This is a genomic window from Paenibacillus sp. 102 (genome assembly GCF_039549175.1).
Lineage (GTDB): Bacteria > Bacillota > Bacilli > Bacillales > Bacillaceae_G > Bacillus_A.
Map to the genome: position 1 here is coordinate 1 of NZ_JBCGHT010000005.1, position 19,451 is coordinate 19,451.

General features: G+C 37.5%; 21 protein-coding genes and 1 rRNA gene. 10 read left to right on the forward strand and 12 right to left on the reverse strand.

Annotation, left to right across the window (positions count from 1 at the left end; all coding sequences use genetic code 11):
* Window positions 1-319: ribosomal RNA gene (locus AAIE21_RS13875) — 16S ribosomal RNA — on the reverse strand; the annotation flags it as partial.
* A gap of 451 nt (window positions 320-770) precedes the next feature.
* Between AAIE21_RS13875 and AAIE21_RS13880 the strand changes: the two genes are divergently transcribed.
* Window positions 771-1,451, forward strand: a complete 681-nt coding sequence (locus AAIE21_RS13880; RefSeq protein WP_343267321.1) for an MgtC/SapB family protein — start codon at window positions 771-773, stop codon at window positions 1,449-1,451.
* Window positions 1,452-1,555: 104 nt separating this feature from the next.
* A complete protein-coding gene (locus tag AAIE21_RS13885; protein ID WP_343267322.1) occupies window positions 1,556-2,551 on the forward strand; it encodes a potassium channel family protein in 996 nt (331 codons plus the stop codon).
* Here the strand turns inward: AAIE21_RS13885 and AAIE21_RS13890 are convergent.
* Entirely contained in the window at window positions 2,548-2,952 is a 405-nt protein-coding gene (locus AAIE21_RS13890) for a YugN-like family protein (protein WP_343267323.1), read from the reverse strand. The genes AAIE21_RS13885 and AAIE21_RS13890 overlap by 4 nt on opposite strands.
* Before the next feature lie 282 nt (window positions 2,953-3,234).
* Window positions 3,235-4,587, reverse strand: a complete 1,353-nt coding sequence (locus AAIE21_RS13895) for a glucose-6-phosphate isomerase (RefSeq protein WP_343267324.1) — start codon at window positions 4,585-4,587, stop codon at window positions 3,235-3,237.
* Window positions 4,588-4,933: 346 nt separating this feature from the next.
* Between AAIE21_RS13895 and AAIE21_RS13900 the strand changes: the two genes are divergently transcribed.
* Window positions 4,934-5,167 (forward strand): DUF378 domain-containing protein, encoded by a 234-nt coding sequence (locus tag AAIE21_RS13900; RefSeq protein WP_336453488.1) that lies wholly within the window; start codon window positions 4,934-4,936, stop codon window positions 5,165-5,167.
* A gap of 116 nt (window positions 5,168-5,283) precedes the next feature.
* Here the strand turns inward: AAIE21_RS13900 and yugI are convergent, their stop codons facing one another.
* The 3 genes from yugI to AAIE21_RS13915 form a co-directional block, all read right to left on the reverse strand.
* Window positions 5,284-5,628, reverse strand: a complete 345-nt coding sequence (gene yugI / locus AAIE21_RS13905) for a S1 domain-containing post-transcriptional regulator GSP13 (protein ID WP_174103759.1) — start codon at window positions 5,626-5,628, stop codon at window positions 5,284-5,286.
* A gap of 306 nt (window positions 5,629-5,934) precedes the next feature.
* The gene (locus AAIE21_RS13910; protein WP_343267325.1) at window positions 5,935-7,125 is read right to left on the reverse strand and encodes an aminotransferase; all 1,191 of its coding nucleotides are present in this window, start codon (window positions 7,123-7,125) and stop codon (window positions 5,935-5,937) included.
* Window positions 7,122-7,619: an Lrp/AsnC family transcriptional regulator gene (locus tag AAIE21_RS13915; RefSeq protein ID WP_343267326.1), complete on the reverse strand. Its 498-nt coding sequence runs from the start codon at window positions 7,617-7,619 to the stop codon at window positions 7,122-7,124. The genes AAIE21_RS13910 and AAIE21_RS13915 overlap by 4 nt, the downstream gene beginning before the upstream one ends.
* Before the next feature lie 113 nt (window positions 7,620-7,732).
* Here AAIE21_RS13915 and AAIE21_RS13920 point away from each other — a divergent pair, with 113 nt between their 5' ends.
* Both AAIE21_RS13920 and AAIE21_RS13925 read left to right on the forward strand, forming a co-directional pair.
* The gene (locus AAIE21_RS13920) at window positions 7,733-8,695 is read left to right on the forward strand and encodes a 2-hydroxyacid dehydrogenase (RefSeq protein WP_343267327.1); all 963 of its coding nucleotides are present in this window, start codon (window positions 7,733-7,735) and stop codon (window positions 8,693-8,695) included.
* Window positions 8,696-8,803: 108 nt separating this feature from the next.
* On the forward strand, window positions 8,804-9,643 hold the full coding sequence (locus AAIE21_RS13925) for an alpha/beta fold hydrolase (protein ID WP_343267328.1): 840 nt from the start codon (window positions 8,804-8,806) through the stop codon (window positions 9,641-9,643).
* Window positions 9,644-9,714: 71 nt separating this feature from the next.
* On the opposite strand, the gene AAIE21_RS13930 is transcribed toward AAIE21_RS13925, so the two are convergent.
* Window positions 9,715-9,966: a DUF1871 family protein gene (locus AAIE21_RS13930; RefSeq protein WP_343267329.1), complete on the reverse strand. Its 252-nt coding sequence runs from the start codon at window positions 9,964-9,966 to the stop codon at window positions 9,715-9,717.
* Between the two features lie 105 nt (window positions 9,967-10,071).
* Between AAIE21_RS13930 and AAIE21_RS13935 the strand changes: the two genes are divergently transcribed.
* Window positions 10,072-11,223, forward strand: a complete 1,152-nt coding sequence (locus AAIE21_RS13935; RefSeq protein ID WP_343267330.1) for a MalY/PatB family protein — start codon at window positions 10,072-10,074, stop codon at window positions 11,221-11,223.
* Window positions 11,224-11,256: 33 nt separating this feature from the next.
* Here AAIE21_RS13935 and AAIE21_RS13940 read toward each other — a convergent pair whose 3' ends face one another.
* Both AAIE21_RS13940 and AAIE21_RS13945 read right to left on the reverse strand, forming a co-directional pair.
* The gene (locus AAIE21_RS13940) at window positions 11,257-11,799 is read right to left on the reverse strand and encodes a superoxide dismutase family protein (RefSeq protein WP_343267331.1); all 543 of its coding nucleotides are present in this window, start codon (window positions 11,797-11,799) and stop codon (window positions 11,257-11,259) included.
* A gap of 69 nt (window positions 11,800-11,868) precedes the next feature.
* Window positions 11,869-12,045 (reverse strand): hypothetical protein, encoded by a 177-nt coding sequence (locus AAIE21_RS13945; protein WP_174103747.1) that lies wholly within the window; start codon window positions 12,043-12,045, stop codon window positions 11,869-11,871.
* A gap of 243 nt (window positions 12,046-12,288) precedes the next feature.
* Between AAIE21_RS13945 and kapB the strand changes: the two genes are divergently transcribed.
* Window positions 12,289-12,672 (forward strand): kinase-associated lipoprotein KapB, encoded by a 384-nt coding sequence (gene kapB / locus AAIE21_RS13950; RefSeq protein WP_343267332.1) that lies wholly within the window; start codon window positions 12,289-12,291, stop codon window positions 12,670-12,672.
* A gap of 40 nt (window positions 12,673-12,712) precedes the next feature.
* Here kapB and kapD read toward each other — a convergent pair whose 3' ends face one another.
* Window positions 12,713-13,336: a 3'-5' exonuclease KapD gene (kapD, locus tag AAIE21_RS13955; RefSeq protein WP_343267333.1), complete on the reverse strand. Its 624-nt coding sequence runs from the start codon at window positions 13,334-13,336 to the stop codon at window positions 12,713-12,715.
* Window positions 13,337-13,604: 268 nt separating this feature from the next.
* Between kapD and AAIE21_RS13960 the strand changes: the two genes are divergently transcribed.
* Window positions 13,605-14,930, forward strand: coding sequence for an ArsB/NhaD family transporter (locus AAIE21_RS13960; protein ID WP_343267334.1), 1,326 nt, complete (start codon window positions 13,605-13,607; stop codon window positions 14,928-14,930).
* A gap of 398 nt (window positions 14,931-15,328) precedes the next feature.
* On the opposite strand, the gene AAIE21_RS13965 is transcribed toward AAIE21_RS13960, so the two are convergent.
* Complete coding sequence (locus tag AAIE21_RS13965) at window positions 15,329-15,790, reverse strand: hypothetical protein (protein ID WP_343267335.1); 462 nt, start codon at window positions 15,788-15,790, stop codon at window positions 15,329-15,331.
* A 99-nt stretch (window positions 15,791-15,889) separates the two neighbouring features.
* Here AAIE21_RS13965 and AAIE21_RS13970 point away from each other — a divergent pair, with 99 nt between their 5' ends.
* Together AAIE21_RS13970 and AAIE21_RS13975 are read left to right on the forward strand one after the other, a co-directional pair.
* The gene (locus tag AAIE21_RS13970) at window positions 15,890-16,579 is read left to right on the forward strand and encodes a DNA alkylation repair protein (RefSeq protein WP_343267336.1); all 690 of its coding nucleotides are present in this window, start codon (window positions 15,890-15,892) and stop codon (window positions 16,577-16,579) included.
* An 828-nt stretch (window positions 16,580-17,407) separates the two neighbouring features.
* Window positions 17,408-18,784 (forward strand): glycine--tRNA ligase, encoded by a 1,377-nt coding sequence (locus tag AAIE21_RS13975; RefSeq protein ID WP_343267337.1) that lies wholly within the window; start codon window positions 17,408-17,410, stop codon window positions 18,782-18,784.
* A gap of 283 nt (window positions 18,785-19,067) precedes the next feature.
* Here AAIE21_RS13975 and AAIE21_RS13980 read toward each other — a convergent pair whose 3' ends face one another.
* Window positions 19,068-19,451, reverse strand: coding sequence for a hotdog fold thioesterase (locus AAIE21_RS13980; protein ID WP_343267338.1), 384 nt, complete (start codon window positions 19,449-19,451; stop codon window positions 19,068-19,070).

Below are 19,451 nucleotides of genomic sequence, written 5' to 3' on the forward strand. Positions count from 1 at the left end.
GCCGATCACCCTCTCAGGTCGGCTACGCATCGTTGCCTTGGTGAGCCGTTACCTCACCAACTAGCTAATGCGACGCGGGTCCATCCATAAGTGACAGCCGAAGCCGCCTTTCAATTTCGCACCATGCAGTGCAAAATGTTATCCGGTATTAGCCCCGGTTTCCCGGAGTTATCCCAGTCTTATGGGCAGGTTACCCACGTGTTACTCACCCGTCCGCCGCTAACTTCATAAGAGCAAGCTCTTAATCCATTCGCTCGACTTGCATGTATTAGGCACGCCGCCAGCGTTCATCCTGAGCCAGGATCAAACTCTCCAATAAAGTTAGTTTGTCTAGCATCATAAAAATAAAAATTGACGTTTCACGTTGTTTGTTTCGTTCAGTTTTCAAAGAACTCGTTTGTCGCTCATTTGCGACTTCCTTATGTTAACATCTTCATTTTCTGATGTCAACTAAGTTTTTCAATTTCTTTTTTTCGCTTTCTGCCGTTTCGCATCAGCGACGGTTATTAATATAGCATGTAGAAAAATCAAATGCAACACCCTTTTTAAACTTTTTATAAAAAATAACCAAGTTTCTTTATTAACCTCATATACTTAAATAACATATCCATTTTCACCTCTATCCAATTACTACATATATTCCAAAAGCTAACACCTCATTTAGCAGGAAATCATACCCCCGTTGTTAAAAAGCTTAAGTTAGAATGCATATTTTACTCATTTATTATCGCTATCTTACATTGAACAAACTTATAAGGAGGAATATACATATGGACTATACCGATTTACTAATCAAGCTAGGTCTCTCTGCCATTTTAGGATTCGCTATCGGTTTAGAACGTGAGTTAAAGAGAAAACCACTCGGTTTAAAAACTTGCTTAGTCATTTCCATTATTAGTTGCCTCCTTACCATTGTTTCTATTAAAGCAGCTTATACTTTACCTCATACAAACCATATAAACATGGATCCACTTCGCCTTGCTGCTCAAATTGTTTCAGGAATCGGTTTTTTAGGTGCTGGCGTTATTTTACGAAGAGGTAATGACAGTATTTTAGGATTAACTACCGCTGCTATGATTTGGGGGGCTTCTGGTATTGGAATTGCTGTTGGGGCTGGTTTTTATTTGGAAGCAATTTTCGGCATGTGTTTTCTTATGATTAGTGTCGAACTTATACCATTAACAATGAAGTTTTTAGGTCCTAGGTCATTCAGACAACGAGATATCGCCGTCAAACTAGTTGTACGCGATATGGATAACATTCCCATCGTTATTGAAGAAATAAAAGAAATGGACATAAAAGTAAAGAACATAAAACTCAAAACATTAGAAAATGGCTCCCATTATCTACACCTTAAATTATCTGTTGATCAAAAAAAACATACAGCTGATGTGTATTATGCCTTGCAGCTTTTCGAAAGCGTTCAGCAAACAGAAGTTGAAAGTATGTAACACTTTCTATATAACATTAAACGACTCTCTAAAATAGAGAGTTTTTCTTTTTTTCATAATGGTAACAATGGATATAGCTATACAACATAAGGAGGAATAAAATTTTGAAATCACGCGCTAACCTAGTGGATGTATTTCGTAACTCCATTATTTTTCGTTTAATCAGCTTCATCATCATACTTATCGCTACCTTTGGTTTCCTCATATATAAATTAGAACCAAAATACTTTTCTACATGGCTTGATGGTATATGGTGGTCGCTTGTTACAGTCTTTACTGTCGGTTACGGTGATTATGTCCCGCACACACCTGTAGGAAAAATAATCGGAATGTTTCTCATTTTATTAGGAACAGGCTTCTGCTCCTATTATATGGTGTTATTCGCTACCGAAATGATTAATAAACAATATATGAAGATTAAAGGTGAAGAAGCAGCCTCTTGTCATGGACATATGATTATTGTCGGTTGGAATGAGCGCGCCAAACACGTTGTAAGCCAAATGCATGTATTACAACCAAATCTTGATATCGTACTCATCGATGAAACACTTTCTTTGCTTCCGAGACCATTCCATCACTTAGAGTTTATTAAGGGGTGTCCACATCACGATCAAACTTTGTTAAAAGCGAATATCAAGACTGCCCACACTATTTTAATAACAGCAGATAAAGAAAAAAATGAAAGCTTAGCTGATACACAATCTATTTTAAATATTTTAACCGCTAAAGGACTAAATCCAGACATTCACTGCATCGCCGAACTCCTTACCTCTGAACAAATTCAAAATGCAACTAGAGCAGGAGCAACAGAGATTATAGAAGGAAATAAATTAACAAGCTATGTTTTTACCGCATCTCTTTTATTCCCCTCTATTTCAGGTGTGTTATTTACGCTTTATAATGAAATCTCAGAAAGTAAATTGCAGCTAATGGATATTCCTTCATCATATATTGGACAAACTTTCGAAGATTGCAGCAACTTACTTTTAAAACAAAACATTTTGCTACTCGGTGTGAGGCGCGATGAACAGCATCATATCAATCCTGTTTGTTCCTTTATCATGATTGAAAGCGACATACTTATCGTAATTCATCATTAATTAAGATGCTTTTCTAACTCTTGTACTAATACTTTTCCAATATCAATATACTTTCTTTTTATATTACCATCTGCATCTTTCGGTTCTGCAAATTGATCTAATCCACTTGTCCCAGCTGTTAGCATATTTACTTGATCATCAAGTTCGTCTTGATATACATGCGAAAGAAGATACGGTGTTTCAAGACGAACTATTACACCTGGTACATCAAGCTCTCCCTCCACTGCTGTAAATGGCACTCGTAAAAATTGATAACCATCCTCCTCATCTATTTTATAATCGAAACATCCTTTGTCATAATCCCAATTACCGCCGATACTATAGCCGAGTGGTTTTAATGTTTCTTCTAATTTAAAAAGCGCATACGTATGACCTTCTAAATTTGATTGAATTGGAATCAAGCTATTCATCCTTCCTAGACTTTTTCCTTAGCATATCCGATTCCTATTCGTTCTAATATCGATATATCAGCAACTTTTCAAATATATCGGCGGTTCGACAAGCCTCCCCCAGCTTTGCCAATAAAAAAGCTGTCGGGATAATCCCGACAGCTTCCGCTTTTCTTTGTCCAGCTACAATGGCTAGAATGATTGGCGGCTTCGCTTCTTCCGCCGAGGCAAACTACGCCTCTATGTCTGAAGCTCCATCCCCCTCCCATTCTGAACAAGCCATTTCCGCTTTCCCTATTTCAAACGCTCTTCTAATTCTGCTTTTAGTTCTTCGAATCCTGGTTTTCCAAGTAGAGCAAACATGTTTTTCTTGTATGCTTCTACACCTGGTTGGTCAAATGGATTTACGCCTAGTAAGTAGCCGCTCATCGCACATGCTTTTTCGAAGAAGTATACAAGGTAGCCGAATGTGTACTCATTTAATTCTGGAATGTTTACGATTAAGTTTGGTACTCCGCCATCGCTATGTGCAAGTAATGTACCTTCGTATGCTTTTGTGTTTACGAAGTCTACTGTTTCGCCAGCAAGATAGTTTAAACCATCTAAATCATTCTCATCTAATTCGATTTTTAGTTCATGTGTAGATTTCCCTACTTTAAGAACTGTTTCAAATAAGTCACGACGTCCTTCTTGAATGTATTGACCTAATGAATGTAAATCAGTAGAGAAGTTTGCTGAAGATGGGAAAATACCTTTTTGATCTTTTCCTTCACTTTCACCAAATAATTGTTTCCACCACTCAGCAAAATATTGAAGTGCTGGCTCATAGTTAACGAGCATTTCAATTGTTTTCCCTTTGTTATATAGAGCATTACGCACAACTGCATATTGGTAAGCAGGGTTTTCTTCAAGTTCTGATTTTGCAAAGTCATCATGTCCAGCAGCTGCACCTTGCATCATCTCTTCAATATTTAAACCGCTCACTGCGATTGGCAATAAACCAACTGGTGTTAATACAGAGAAACGTCCACCAACATCATCTGGAATTACGAATGTTTCGTAGCCTTCTTCGTCAGCTAATGTTTTTAAAGCACCACGCGCTTTATCTGTTGTTGCATAAATACGTTTACGTGCTTCTTCTCTTCCATATTTCTCTTCTAATAATTTACGGAACAGGCGGAATGCAATTGCAGGTTCTGTTGTTGTACCTGATTTGGAAATAACGTTAATGGAGAAATCTTTATCTTCTAATACATCCATTAAATCTTTCATGTAAGTGGAGCTAATGTTTTGTCCAACAAATAGCACTTGTGGAGTTTTGCGTTGTTCTTTAGAAAGCGTATTGTAGAAAGAATGGTTTAACATTTCAATTGCTGCACGTGCTCCTAAGTAAGAACCACCAATACCGATAACAAGTAAAATGTCAGAGTCATTTTTAATTTTCTCTGCACTCTTTTGAATGCGAGCAAATTCTTCTTTGTCATATTGAAGCGGAAGCTCTACCCACCCAAGGAAATCGTTCCCAGCTCCAGTTTTTTCATGGATTGCATGATGTGACACTTTTACTGCATCACGTAAATAAGTTAGTTCGTGTTCACTGATGAACGATAACGCTTTAGAATAATCGAACGTTACATGTGTGCTCATCTTTTTCCCTCCAATTATGTATATGTATTTCTGTATTCACTTTAGCGAAACTGAAGGTGTAAATCAAGCAATTGGAGAATTGTAAACGCAACCAATATATATTTTTTAAAAAAAGTTCATTTTTTGCATAAAAATTCGCATTTTTCGGTATAGATGTATATACATCTTATAATAGATATTTTTTGTGTATAAAAACTACAAAAGACAACCATTCTATAAAAGAGTTAAGTTGTATAAAGCGCACTTCCATTTTCGGATTTCGCTTTATATCCACTAAGGTGGATTCTAACTACTCACGTGCACTAAAAGCTTGCTTATGCTTCAAATTTAAGGAGGACTACTTAAGATGAGTACTTTACAACGTATTGCATTAGTATTCACTGTAATTGGTGCCGTCAACTGGGGACTGATTGGATTCTTTCAATTTGATTTAGTAGCAGCTATCTTCGGTGGGCAAAATTCAGCACTTGCACGAATCATTTACGGTATTGTTGGTATTTCCGGGCTTATTAACCTTGGTTTATTATTTAAACCATCTGAAAATCTTGGAACACACCCGGAAACACGCGAAGTTCGATAATAAACAAGTATACTTCGCGTTTCTCATCCGACATACGAATATGATTGCATGCAATCATATTTGCTAATATATATCATAACAAAGTAAAAGAGGATCGCTGATTTAGCGATCCTCTTTTACTTTGTTAACTGTGATTCTTCAATCCACTCTGTTAACTTTTCACGAAGCGTATTGAACCCTTTATCAGATGGCTTGGGTACGATGATTCTTCCTTGTTTGCGCTTTGCCGCTTTTAACGATAAACTCATTTTTCTGTGTTCTTCATCAATTGAAAGTACCTTTACTTCTACCGTATCTCCGACCTTTAAAAAGTCATGAATATCTTTCACATATCCATTTGTAATTTCAGATATATGCACAAGTCCTTGCGTTTCTTGATCCAGTGCTACAAATGCACCATAATCTTGAATTCCAGTTACTTTCCCTTTTACAACCACTCCTGTTGTGTATTGTTCTGACATATGAAACACTCCCATACGTTTACCATTTTCTCTGCTACTTGCAGATTACAGTACAAGTACCCACCTCAAAATCCAGATAAATATAGCTACGCGAAGTGAGTAACTGCTCATAAATACCCGATTAGTGAAGACATATTCTTAAGCAAACAAAATATATCACTTGAGAAAAACTCCACTCTATATTAGTAAATTATACCACTAGATCCCATTTCATTCAAAATTCATGAAAAAGTTTCCTTTAGTAAGTATATTTTTCAAATATTGGGATAGAATACTAACACATGGCTTTCTAGTATTCCCCCCCTTTTATGGACAAAACGTACTCTGTTTTGTCCTTTTTTTATTTTCTACTAATCGTTTCATTCGCTTCATCGCTTCCATTAACTGTTCAAGCGAAGTTGCATATGAACAACGAATAAACCCTTCACCACTCTCACCAAATACACTTCCAGGTACAACTGCAACTTTTTCTTCTAACAATAGTTGTTCTGCAAATTCTGCTGAGGATAATCCTGTAGAAGAAATAGAAGGAAACACATAAAAAGCTCCTCCTGGCACATGACATGTTAAACCCATTTCATTAAACGATGTCGTCATAAAATTACGACGTTTTTTATAACTGTCTCTCATTCGAATGACTTCATCATTCCCAAAGCGAAGCGCTTCCAATGCTGCGAACTGTGACATCGTCGGTGCACACATCATGGAATATTGATGAATTTTCAGCATCAATTCTGAGAAGTGTACAGGAGCAGCAATCATTCCGAGGCGCCATCCAGTCATCGCAAAGCCTTTTGAAAATCCTGAAATTAAAATTGTATGATCACGCATATTTTGGATGCTTGCAAAACTCGTATAAGCTTCGTCATATACAAGCTCTGCATAAATTTCATCAGATAATACAATGAGATTATACTTTTCAACGATTTTTGCTAGCTCTTCCAATTCAGCTTTGTTTAAAAGTGCTCCGGTTGGATTGTTTGGAGAACAAAGTAAAATCGCTTTTGTTTTTGTTGTAATGGCTGCTTCAATTTGCTCCGGCTGTACTTTAAATGCCGATTCTAAAGAAGTTGCTACTGGAACCGGCACTCCCCCAGCTAATGTAACAAGTGGTGCATACGATACAAAGCTCGGTTCAATAACGAGCACTTCATCTCCAGGATTTACAATGGCGCGCATCGCAACATCTAATGCTTGGCTCGCACCAACAGTAACGATTATCTCTTCATTTGCATCATATGAAACATGGAATTGCTTTTGAAGATACTTTGCTATTTCTTGACGTAACTCCAATAATCCTGCATTCGCAGTATATGCTGTATATCCTTCTTCTAACGAACGAATACATGCCTGCCTTACATGCCATGGTGTAACAAAATCCGGTTCTCCCACTCCAAGTGAAATAACACCTTTCATGCCTGCCGCTAAGTCAAAAAACTTACGGATGCCGGATGGTTGTAAAGATTCTGCAGCTCTTGATAGGTCAAACTGCTTCATGGTGCCACCACAATTCGTTTATCATCATCCGTTTTGTCATAAATAAGTCCCTCATGTTTATATTTTTTCAAAATAAAATGTGTTGTTGTTGACACAACCGATTCAATTGTTGCTAATTTTTCAGAAACAAATGTTGCCACTTCACTCATACTTTTTCCTTCTAACGTAATAGAAAGATCATATGTCCCTGACATTAAATACACCGACTTTACTTCTGAATAACGGTAAATTTGCTCCGCAACAGAATCAAAGCCAACGCCGTGCTTCGGCGTAACTTTCACATCAATCATAGCTGTTAAACCGCTATGTTCTTTTACTTTTGTCCAATCTATATGTGTAACATAATCAACAATGATTTTTTCTCTTTCTAATTTCTCAATCATTTCTTTTACTGCTTCTACATCTATATTTAACATTTTCGCTAAAGTTTCTACGGATAAACGACTACTTTTTTCAAGGCAAGCTAATAATTCTAATTCCTTTTCAGTCACCATATTCTTCACCCTTCCTTTCGTTTGTTTCTAAATTATACAGATATCCTTTTATGTTTGAAAAGAAGATTTTTTTAGAGAATTATGTGAAAATGAAAAAGAAAGGGGCTGAAATCGTGAAACCAAAAGTATATATTGCTGAACGCGTTCCAAAATTTGTAGAAACATATATCTCTGAGCATTGTGAATATGAAAAATGGGATAGTAGCGAGAAGATACCTCGTGAAGTTTTATTAGAAAAAGTGAAAGATAAACATGGTTTACTTAACTTTGGTGCCAAAATTGACGAAGAGTTGTTACAAGCAGCTCCTCACTTAAAAGTTGTAAGCAATATTTCTGTTGGCTATGATAATTTTGATTTAGAAGCAATGCGAGGCAAAAATGTGATGGGAACAAATACTCCATATGTATTAGATGATACCGTTGCTGATCTTGTTTTCGCTCTTATGTTATCAGCAGGACGCCGCGTATGTGAACTTGATTCTTATGTGAAACAAGGTAAATGGGATGATGAAATTAAAAAAGAACATTTCGGATTAGACATCCATCATAGTACAATTGGGATTATTGGAATGGGCCGAATTGGAGAAGCTGTTGCCAAACGTGCAAAGTTCGGATTCGATATGAATGTTCTTTATTATAATCGTCGTCGTAAAGAGGAAGCTGAACAAAGATTCGAAGCAGCGTACTGTGATTTAAACACATTACTAGCGCAATCAGATTTCATTGTTCTTCTAACTCCGCTAACAGAAGAAACATACCATCTCATCGGAGAGAAAGAATTTTCATTAATGAAAGAAACAGCGATTTTCATTAACGCTTCCCGTGGGAAAACAGTCGATGAACTTGCATTAATTGATGCACTAAAACAAAAGAAAATCTTTGCAGCAGGTATTGATACATTTACACAGGAACCGGTCGAAAAAGATAATCCGTTATTATCCTTAACAAATGTTGTTACTTTGCCACACATTGGATCTGCGACATTAAAAACGAGACATGAGATGGCAATGACAGCTGCGAAAAATCTAGTGATTGGGTTACAAGGCAATATACCGCCTAATGTGGTACGTGGATAAAACTAGAAATACGAAAGGCAAGATGGGTCTCCATCTTGCCTTTTTTTGTTAACATAAATCTTTTTCTACTAGGAGATGATATGAAAAAAATCACTGGAGTGAAAGAAAATGAAACATAAGATAAAGCAACCTTACTTCACTTTTTCCACTCGCGGCACTACTGTTCATTACGAGTTGTATGAACACCGGAGTAAAGAGGAAAAACCAACTTTTGTACTCGTTCACGGTTTTCTATCGTCCTCATTTAGTTACCGGCGACTCATCCCATTGCTTGTCAAAGAAGGAACTGTTGTCGCACTTGATTTGCCACCGTTTGGAAAAAGTGATAAGTCCAATCAATTTACATATTCTTATCATAATTTAGCAACTGTAATTATCGATTTAATGGAACATTTGGCGCTAGAAAATATTGTACTAGTCGGCCATTCAATGGGCGGGCAAATCTCACTCTATGTCAATCGCATACGCCCTGATTTAATTGCAAAAACAATCTTACTATGTAGCTCAAGCTACTTAACACGAGCAAAGTTCCCGCTCATCTACTCTTCCTATTTACCGTTCTTTCATTTATACGTGAAAAATTGGATTATAAGAAGAGGCATTGTTCATAATTTAATGAATGTTGTTCATGATCACTCTTTAATTGATGATGAAATGATGGAAGGATACGCCGCTCCCTTTTACGATAACCGCATTTTCCCTGCTCTAACGCGAATGATCAGAGACCGTGAAGGAGATTTATCGTCAGCTGAATTACGAAAAATCGAAACGCCAACTTTACTCATTTGGGGTGAAAAAGACCGGGTTGTTCCCGTTCATGTTGGACATCGGTTACACGAGGACTTACCAAACTCTAAATTTATTTCATACGAAAATACAGGACACTTACTCCCAGAGGAAAAACCAGAACATGTATATGAAGAGATCCTAGCATTTTCAGCACAGTAGTATTCGTATAGCGATCGCTCAATAAGGTACAACATGAACTCCTAAAAAAGGCTGCCGGAACACCCGACAGCCTACAATGAACAACTTCCACCTTCTTTTAATAGGAGTAATTCCTCTGCTAGCTTCTCGCATTTTTCGATAGCTGGTACTTCTTCAAACGACATGAAATAAATATGCTGTATTTTTTTTGCAATATATTTCGAATCGTCAAACGCGCTCACCACGTACACAACATCACTTGCTTCTGTTTCATAAAATTCCGGTCCCATTTGAAAAGGATCCCAATCCTTCACCATTTCCACCATCTTTTCATATGCACCCATCTACTTCCCGCCTTTTCCACTTTTTAAATCTTTTCTTTATCGTATCATATCAGCTATGCTAGAAGAAGTAAGGAACTTTCACAAAACTATGAAGGGAGCAAAAATATGCAGCAATTTCATAAAACTTTAAATCGCCGTGGAACCCATAGTGTAAAATGGGATACTTATAAGAATGAAGAATTGTTACATGCATGGATTGCAGATATGGATTTTCCTATTCCAGAGCCAATTCAATCCGCACTACAAAAACGCCTTGAACACCCTATTTTCGGCTATACAATACCACCAGAAGAAATTACGAATACGATTTGTCAGTGGACGAAAAGCCAATACAATTGGGAAATACAAAAAGAGTGGATTGTCTTTAGTCCAGGTATTGTCCCTGCTCTTAGTACAAGTGTGCAAGCTTTAACAAACGAAGGTGAATCCGTTCTTGTACAACCACCTATTTATCCACCATTTTTTGATATGGTCATAAAAAACCAGCGCCGTCTGTGTGAAAATCCGTTACATTTGCAAAATGGTTTCTATACAATGGACTTTGAACATTTAGAGGCACAATTTAAGCAAGGTGTAAAACTCCTTCTTCTTTGTAGTCCGCATAATCCTATTGGACGCGTTTGGACAAAGGATGAACTTACAAAGCTTGGGGATTTATGTGAACGATATAATGTAACCGTTGTCACAGATGAAATCCATGCGGACATCATTTTCTCGGGTCATACCCATACACCATTTGCTTCCATATCTGAATCATTAGCTGCACGCAGCATTACTTGTATGGCACCAAGTAAAACATTTAATATTGCCGGATTACAAGCCTCGATCATTATTATTCCAGATCAAAACATTCGGGATGCCTTTACATCTGTGCAACATCGCCAAGGTTTTCATGGGTTAAATATATTTGCTTACGTGGCAATGCAAAGTGCCTATACAGAGTGTAACGAATGGTTAACAGACATCCGTTTATATATGGAAGAAAATGCTCAGTTTGCTCGTGAATTTATTGAAGCGCATATCCCTGCACTTTCTGTCATTCAGTCAGAAGGTACTTTTTTACTATGGGTTGATTGCTCTCGCCTTGGACTCTCTCAAGAAGAACGCACAAAGCAACTTGAAGAAAAGGGAAAAATTATTGTGGAACCAGGTGAAAAATATGGAATAGGTGGAAGGCAGCACATTCGTATTAATATCGGTTGTCCAAGAAAGCAACTTGAAGAAATACTGCGCAGACTGAAGTATACATTTTCATAATCAACTAAAAAGCTACCCTTTCGAAGGTAGCTTCTACTTTTTCTTAGCAGCTGATGCCTTTTCTACAATGACACCACAAGCAATTCGATTCCCTGCATTTCCAGCAGGCTGCGTCATACCATCATCAGGCTTATCCGTAATAATGATAGATGCACCATCTTTTCGGTAAAGCGTCGTTCTTCCTTCTTCAAGTGATACATTCGGTGCCTCAATTTCTGCTTCAATCGCGCCTTTATCATCTGCAATTACATTCGGTAAATCTCCATTTTCTGCACCTTTTGGATTCATAAGTCCGTGTTTCTTTTTCTTATCTAGATTAAAATGATCCCCAGCTGATATGAAACGAGGTGCTTCACACTCTCCAATTTCATGAATATGTAATCCATGAGTTCCCGGTTTGAACCCTTCTGCCTTAATAGATATTTTCACACCACTCGTTTGTTGTTTTACTTTCGCTGTACCTACTTTATCACCAGAGGCGTTATGTAATTTCACCTCGATTTCTTTTGGATTTCCTTTATCGCAACCTGTCATAAGAAACAGCAAACAACACCCAAATAAAAGCTGTTTTTTCATCACAATTCCCTCCAAAATACATTCTGCCCTTAGATTGTCCGAGCATAGAGGGAAACATACCACACGAACTTACTGTTTCTTCTCAGCTAATAACTTCTTTTCTACCTTCTGCAAACGTTCTGCTTCTCTTTTTGATACGCGAATAAACATGCGCCACGTTGCAATTGCACCAATTATAAATAAAACACAAACAATCCCTGGAATAATATATTCTGTTTTATCTTCTGGAAAATATAAAGGCATCATGAAAATCACTCCTCTGTTTTTTCTACAATCTTACTCTATTCAGTAAACCTCCTGGCAAAAATATATCTCTATCTGTGAATTCACCGAAGTAAACGATACACCCCTTCATCTTGTCAACTCACCAGAATTTTCTGTCATATCTCTTTGGATTATAACATTTCTCACACCCGAAATCATTCTCCAGCAAATGATTTCTTTGACTCTATTCTTCACTTTCCTTACTATAAAATTGAGGTGAAAAATATGAATGAAACATTCAAAATTGGTGAAATCGTTACTGGCATTTATAAAACAGGAAAATATATCGGCGAAATTACAAACAGCCGTCCTGGAAGTTATGTTGTCAAAGTATTGGCTGTTTTAAAACATCCTACGCAAGGTGATTTACATAATGTGAAACAAGCTGATGTACCATTTTTCCATGAACGGCGCGCTTTAGCTTTCCGTGAACAAACAAATATTCCGCAACCAATGGTAAAAAAATATGAAGGGGATATCCCGGATTATAAAGAATCTCTGAAAACGGCATTAGAATCACAAATGAATGCATTTTCAGAAGATGATTCTCCGTTTGCAAAGCGTAGTTTACAAACACTCCAGCAATTAAAACAAGATTACAAGCTGTAAAAAACAAAGCGACCAAATTACACAGTTTGTAATTTGGTCGCTATTGTGTACTCACTTTCTTTAACACTTTCGAAAAATCGATAAGCTCACCTAAAGTCGGTGGAGAAGGCTTTACTAAATATTCTTTATCCTTTTCGACCAACTTAAAAATATTGTAGGTCGTCATCGCATCATCAAGCGCGCAATGATGCTTTCCCGTCCCTACTTTCCCGTACGCTTCAATCGCTTTCCATAATCCAGTTTGATTCCGTTCACCAAAGAAACGTTTATACTCGAGCGATAAATCTCGGCATTGTCCCGAAAAAGGAAACGCTGCACCTACCGCCTCACAATTCTGCCTCAATACTTTCATATCCATATTGCCCCACGTTACAATTGTTGTTTGGCAACGTTTTTCATATTGGACAAGTTTTTCGACAAGTTCCAAAAACGAAATCCCTCCATCTACTGCTTCCTGTTTGATACCTAAAAATTTTTTGCACCGCTCTGTTAAGTATGAAAAAGTTTCCGGCCTTACATAAGATGAATACGTATCTTCCACTACACAATCAACAACTGATACGAGTCCCACCTCAATAATCTCTGGAAAAAAACCCTTTGGTTTTTTCCTATTTTGAGGCATCGTGAACTCGAAATCTAAAAATAAAAATTGTTTTTCATCCATACGATCCCTTCCTTATCATTTCATCTACTTTGTCCTCCTACACGAACAAGCTCGAATGCTAATCATTCAGATTGGATGTATCTTATGTATATGTCAAATAACCGCAAATATTTTCAAAAATGAGAAAAATTCATTTCCATAGAAAATATGACAAAACAAACCCTTTCATTTACATCCGACATTTTTCTACTTTATAATGGCTTTAAGTGTGTTTCTTCCAAAAATTTATGACACACTAAGAAAAGTTACCCGAAAGGAGATGGAATTTTTGCACGAAACAACGCAAGAAATCGCAAACTGGCAATATTACTTTGCAATCGCAGTCTTTCTAATTACATATGCCATTATCATTTCAGAAAAAATTAACCGTGCTGTTATCGCACTTCTTGGTGCGGCACTTATGGTAATAGTAGGTGTTGTTGATTTACACAATGCTTTTACAAAACATATCGAGTGGGGAACAATTACGCTACTGATCGGTATGATGATTTTAGTTAACATCACGAGTAAATCAGGCGTATTCCAATATGTTGCAATTAAAGCCGCTAAACAAGCACAAGGAAGTCCAATTAAAATTTTAATTTCTCTTTCTTTGCTTACCGCGATTGGTTCCGCATTTCTAGATAACGTAACAACTGTACTTCTTGTTGTCCCTGTTACTTTATCTATTACGCGCATTTTACAAGTAAATCCTGTTCCATATTTACTTTCTGAGATTATTTTCTCAAATATTGGTGGGACCGCAACATTAATTGGTGATCCTCCAAACATTATGATCGGTTCTGCAAATAAACATTTAGATTTCAATGCTTTCTTATTCAACTTAGCACCAATCGTACTTATCATTATCGCTGTAACAGCAACAATGATTTATTTTATGTACCGCAAGCAGCTCATCGCTGATCCTGTACAAGTTAAAAAATTAATGAGCTTAGATGAAAAACAATACATTAAAGACCCTGTATTAATGAAAAAATCTTTAACAGTACTTGGTCTTACAATCCTTGGATTCATGACTCATTCTATTTTCCACATTGATGCAGCCGTAATCGCATTAACAGGTGCTACTGTACTTATGCTAATCGGTGTAAAAGAACATGAAATTGAAGAAGTATTTGCTCACGTAGAGTGGATTACAATTTTCTTCTTTGCTGGTCTATTCGTACTCGTTGGTGGACTCATTGATATCGGACTCATTAAAATGCTAGCTCAAAAAGTAATTAATTTAACAGGTGGGGATATTTCTTACGCGTCTATCCTTATTTTATGGGTATCTGGTATTGCATCAGCAACGATCGATAACATTCCATTCGTTGCAACAATGATTCCACTTATTAACGATATGGCAGTCGGTCTTGGTCTATCACCTTCTGATGCACAAATCGATGTATTATGGTGGTCATTAGCATTAGGAGCTTGTCTAGGCGGAAACGGAACATTAATCGGTGCTTCCGCTAACGTAATCGTAGCAGGAATCGCAAGCCGTGAAGGACATAAATTTAGCTACATGGAATTCTTAAAATTCGGTTTCCCGATTATGATCGTTTCATTAATTATTTCTCACATTTATATCTACTTCCGTTACTTAATGTAGTATAAAAAGCGGCAGGGGCTCGTTTAGCTCTGACTGGATAAGGTTCTTTCACACAGAAAGCGCTTTTTACTTTCTCGTGTGGAAGGTTCTTAGACACGAAGAGCTTGCCGCTAGAGCTGGATTGTCTAAAAAGCGGAGCCGACTGTTTAGCCCTAACGGCTAAGGTTCTTTCGTACAGAAAGTGCTTTTTACTTTCTCGTACGGAAGGTTCTTAGACGTGAAGGGCTAGGAGGCGAAGCTAGATTCCATAAAAAGCGGCAGGGGCTCGCAAAAAAAGAAAGGCTATCGCTGCAACGATAGCCTTTTTTTCATATATCAGCGATTTTTTCAATATATCAACCATTCGACACAACATATCGATTGTTCGACAATGTTCAACAGAACACCTTAATTAAATCCTAATATTTCGTTGGCTCATTTCGAATTAAAAACAAATGAATCGGAAGAAAAATAGAACATGTTATCACATGAATAATCGTAAATAATACCGAATTCGTACCATACCGGTCCAAAATGGCATATATCAAATAAATTGACAAAACAAGCGATACTCCTGTTGCTAAAATACTTATAATCGGAATAAAGTTCAAAATAAAACAAGCAACGTATATACCAAATACTTTCCATCCTGCATCTTCTTTCAAAAAACTAGGTAACTTCTCTCTCGCTAAATCCCCCCAGATTTTACCATTTAAAAATGGAATAAAAGCAAGAACGCCATCATTAGCACCATCATTTTTGGCCATCGTATAGAGCGCAAATGCAGTTAATATATACGCAAGGATACCCCAAATTACAATAATTAAAATAAAAGTAAAACTAAGCGCTAAAAAACCAGCAAATATACTTTGATCTTCCATCGCTCCCTCTCCCTTCTACTCTCATCATATTTTTTATACCCATTCCTAATCACTTCTTTATATAATATGAATAAGAAGCCTGAAAGGAGAACAATTTTTATGCACCCATTTGTAAAAGCCTTACAGCAACATTTCATTACACATCAAAACCCTGAAAAAGCAGCACCAATGGCTCGATATATGAAAAACCATTTCCCATTTCTCGGTATTCAAACACCGGAAAGAAGAAAACTATTACGTGAAGTCATACAAGTACATAAACTCCCAAACAAAGAGGAATTTCAAATCGTCATCCGTGAGCTTTGGTCTTTACCAGAACGCGAATTTCAAGCCGCCGCTCTCGATTTATTACAGAAATATAAAAAACATCTCGATAAAACTCACATCCCGTTCTTAGAGGAGCTCATTATAACAAAGTCATGGTGGGATTCCGTTGATGGTATCGTCCCTACATTCTTAGGTGATATCTTCTTGAAATATCCAGAGGCCATTCCTACCTATATTCCGAAATGGATCGCTTCAGAAAATATATGGTTACAGCGTGCTGCAATCTTATTTCAACTCAAATATAAACAGAAAATGGATGAAAAACTTCTCTTCTCAATTATCGGACAACTTAAGGCTTCAAAAGAATTTTTCATTCAAAAAGCAATCGGATGGGTACTTCGTGAATATGCAAAAACGAATCCTCATGTTGTATGGGAATACGTTCAAAACAACGAACTTGCTCCCCTAAGTAAACGAGAAGCAATTAAGCATATTCGCTCTACTATGAGCACCTCTGTATAATAAAGGGTAGTAAAATAGACAAAACTCTATCATATACATTCATCTTGATTTTCCACAGATAAGTCACGTCTATGGAAACAAAAGGAGATCTCCGCTCATTTTCTCCTTTTGTTTTAGCATGGCATAAGGCTAAAACAGGCACTGTCCGCTCCTATCCATCGTCGTATGCTCTCTCCCATCTAAAAAGAAGGTTTTATATGATTTTTCAATTTGTATTTATATAGATACACTTGTTCCTCTATTGTGATTTAAAAAGGAACATGATAGAATATGGTCATTATTATTAAATATAGTAGCGATGACGGACTTATAAGTACTTGCACAAAAAGCGATTCAGGGACAGTGAAAGCCTGAAAAAGCAAGGAAACGGCAGTCTCGAGCAATACGTGATAAAGTGGATGCGTGTTTACACACATCAACTAGGGTGGAACCGCGGGTATATACAAGCTCGTCCCTAGGCAAAAATGCCTAGAGACGAGCTTTTTTATATTTAAAGCGGAAGCGGCTTGCTCAGACTGTGAGGAGGATGGAGCTTCTGACATAGAGGCGTTCTTTGCCTCGGCGGAAGAAGTGAAGCCACCGAACAGTCTAGCCGCTGAAGCTGGATATCCTTAAAAGCAGAGGTGGCTCGTTCAGCTCTGACTGGCTAAGGTTCTTTCGCATAGAAAGTGTTTTTTACTTTCTCGTGTGGAAGGTTCTTAGACACGAAGAGCTTGCCACCGGAGCTAGATATCCCTAAAAGCGCAAGCGGCTCGCTCGAGACATCGCCATCCAATAAGTACCCCCTGTCATCGCCAATACGTTAACTTTTAAAAGGAGGATTTTATTATGTATTCAATGGAACAAGTTGTAAACTTAGCAAAGCATCGTGGTTTTGTTTTCCCTGGTTCTGAAATTTATGGTGGTCTTGCAAACACTTGGGATTACGGTCCACTTGGTATCGAATTAAAAAATAACGTGAAAAAAGCTTGGTGGAAAAAATTCATTCAAGAATCTCCATACAACGTTGGTTTAGACGCAGCGATTTTAATGAATCCAAAAACTTGGGTAGCTTCTGGTCACGTTGGTAACTTTAACGATCCAATGATTGACTGTAAAAAATGTAAAGCGCGTCACCGTGCTGATAAATTAATCGAAGATGCTTTAGATGCAAAAGGCATCGAAATGATCGTTGATGGTCTTACTTTCGATCAAATGGCTGACTTAATGAAAGAACACGAAGTAAAATGTCCAGACTGCGGTAGCCAAGAGTTCACTGAAATCCGTCAGTTCAACCTAATGTTTAAAACATTCCAAGGTGTTACTGAATCTAGCACAAACGAAATCTTCCTTCGTCCTGAAACAGCACAAGGTATTTTCGTAAACTTCAAAAACGTACAACGCTCTATGCGTAAGAAACTTCCATTTGGTATTGGCCAAATCGGTAAAAGTTTCCGTAACGAAATTACACCTGGTAACTTCACATTCCGTACACGTGAATTCGAACAAATGGAGCTTGAGTTCTTCTGTAAGCCTGGTGAAGATTTAGAGTGGTTCACATTCTGGCGCAATACTTGTAAAAACTGGTTACTTGCACTTGGTATGAACGAAGAAAGCATGCGTCTTCGTGACCACGGTGAAGAGGAATTATCTCACTACAGTAACGCAACAACTGATATTGAATTTAAATTCCCATTTGGCTGGGGCGAACTTTGGGGCGTTGCATCTCGTACAGACTTCGACTTAAAACGTCACATGGAACATTCTAACGAAGACTTTAACTATATCGATCCACAAACGAATGAACGTTACGTACCATACTGCATCGAGCCATCTCTTGGCGCAGACCGCGTAACATTAGCATTCTTATGTGATGCATACGAAGAGGAGCAATTAGAAAACGACTCTCGTACAGTTCTTCGTTTCCACCCTGCTTTAGCTCCATATAAAGCAGCAATCTTACCACTATCTAAAAAGCTATCTGAAGGCGCTGGAGAAGTGTTCGCAGAACTAGCAAAAGACTTCGTGGTAGACTTTGACGAAACTGGTTCTATCGGTAAACGTTACCGTCGTCAAGACGAAATCGGTACACCATTCTGTATCACATATGATTTCGACTCAGTTGAAGACAAAGCTGTTACAGTACGTGACCGTGACACAATGGAGCAAATTCGTATGCCAATTAGCGAATTAAAAGACTTCTTAGAGAAGAAAATTCAGTTCTAATTATGGAAAGGCTGCCTCTTGGCAGCCTTTTTTATGTCTCATATTGCCTGACGGTCGATATATATAAATCCAATTTGATTTTCTAACATATAAATTATGACTATGAAGACAAAAAGAGACCTTCACTCATTTTCTCCTTCTGTTTTTACATGGCATGGGGCTAATGACCGCTTCTGTACATGAGTGAATCCTCTTTCCCACCTAAAAGGAAGGGGTTTATGTTGGGGTTCAATCCGTATTTATATATTAATAACTAATTAAAAAATAGGCTGCCCCCGGCAGCCTATTTTTCGCGTTTCTCTTTAATTGCTACTGTACATCTTGAAATGCACAGTAAATCATCATTTTCATCAATAATTCGTACATCCCAAACCATCGTTGTTTGCCCTTTATGGATTGGTGTACCGATCGCTGTTACAATTCCATCACGTTTCGAGCGAAGATGATTCGCATTGATTTCAAGTCCAAAACAAATACACTTTTCTTGATCAATTAAATTATAGGATCCTACGCTCGCTACCGTTTCTGCCAATGCAACTGATGCACCACCATGTAAAAAACCAAACGGTTGGTGTGTACGTCCATCTACTGGCATAGTTGCTACCACTTTCTCCTCTGTCATTTCTAACAGTTCAATCCCAAGTGCATCCATTAATGTTTTTGGCAT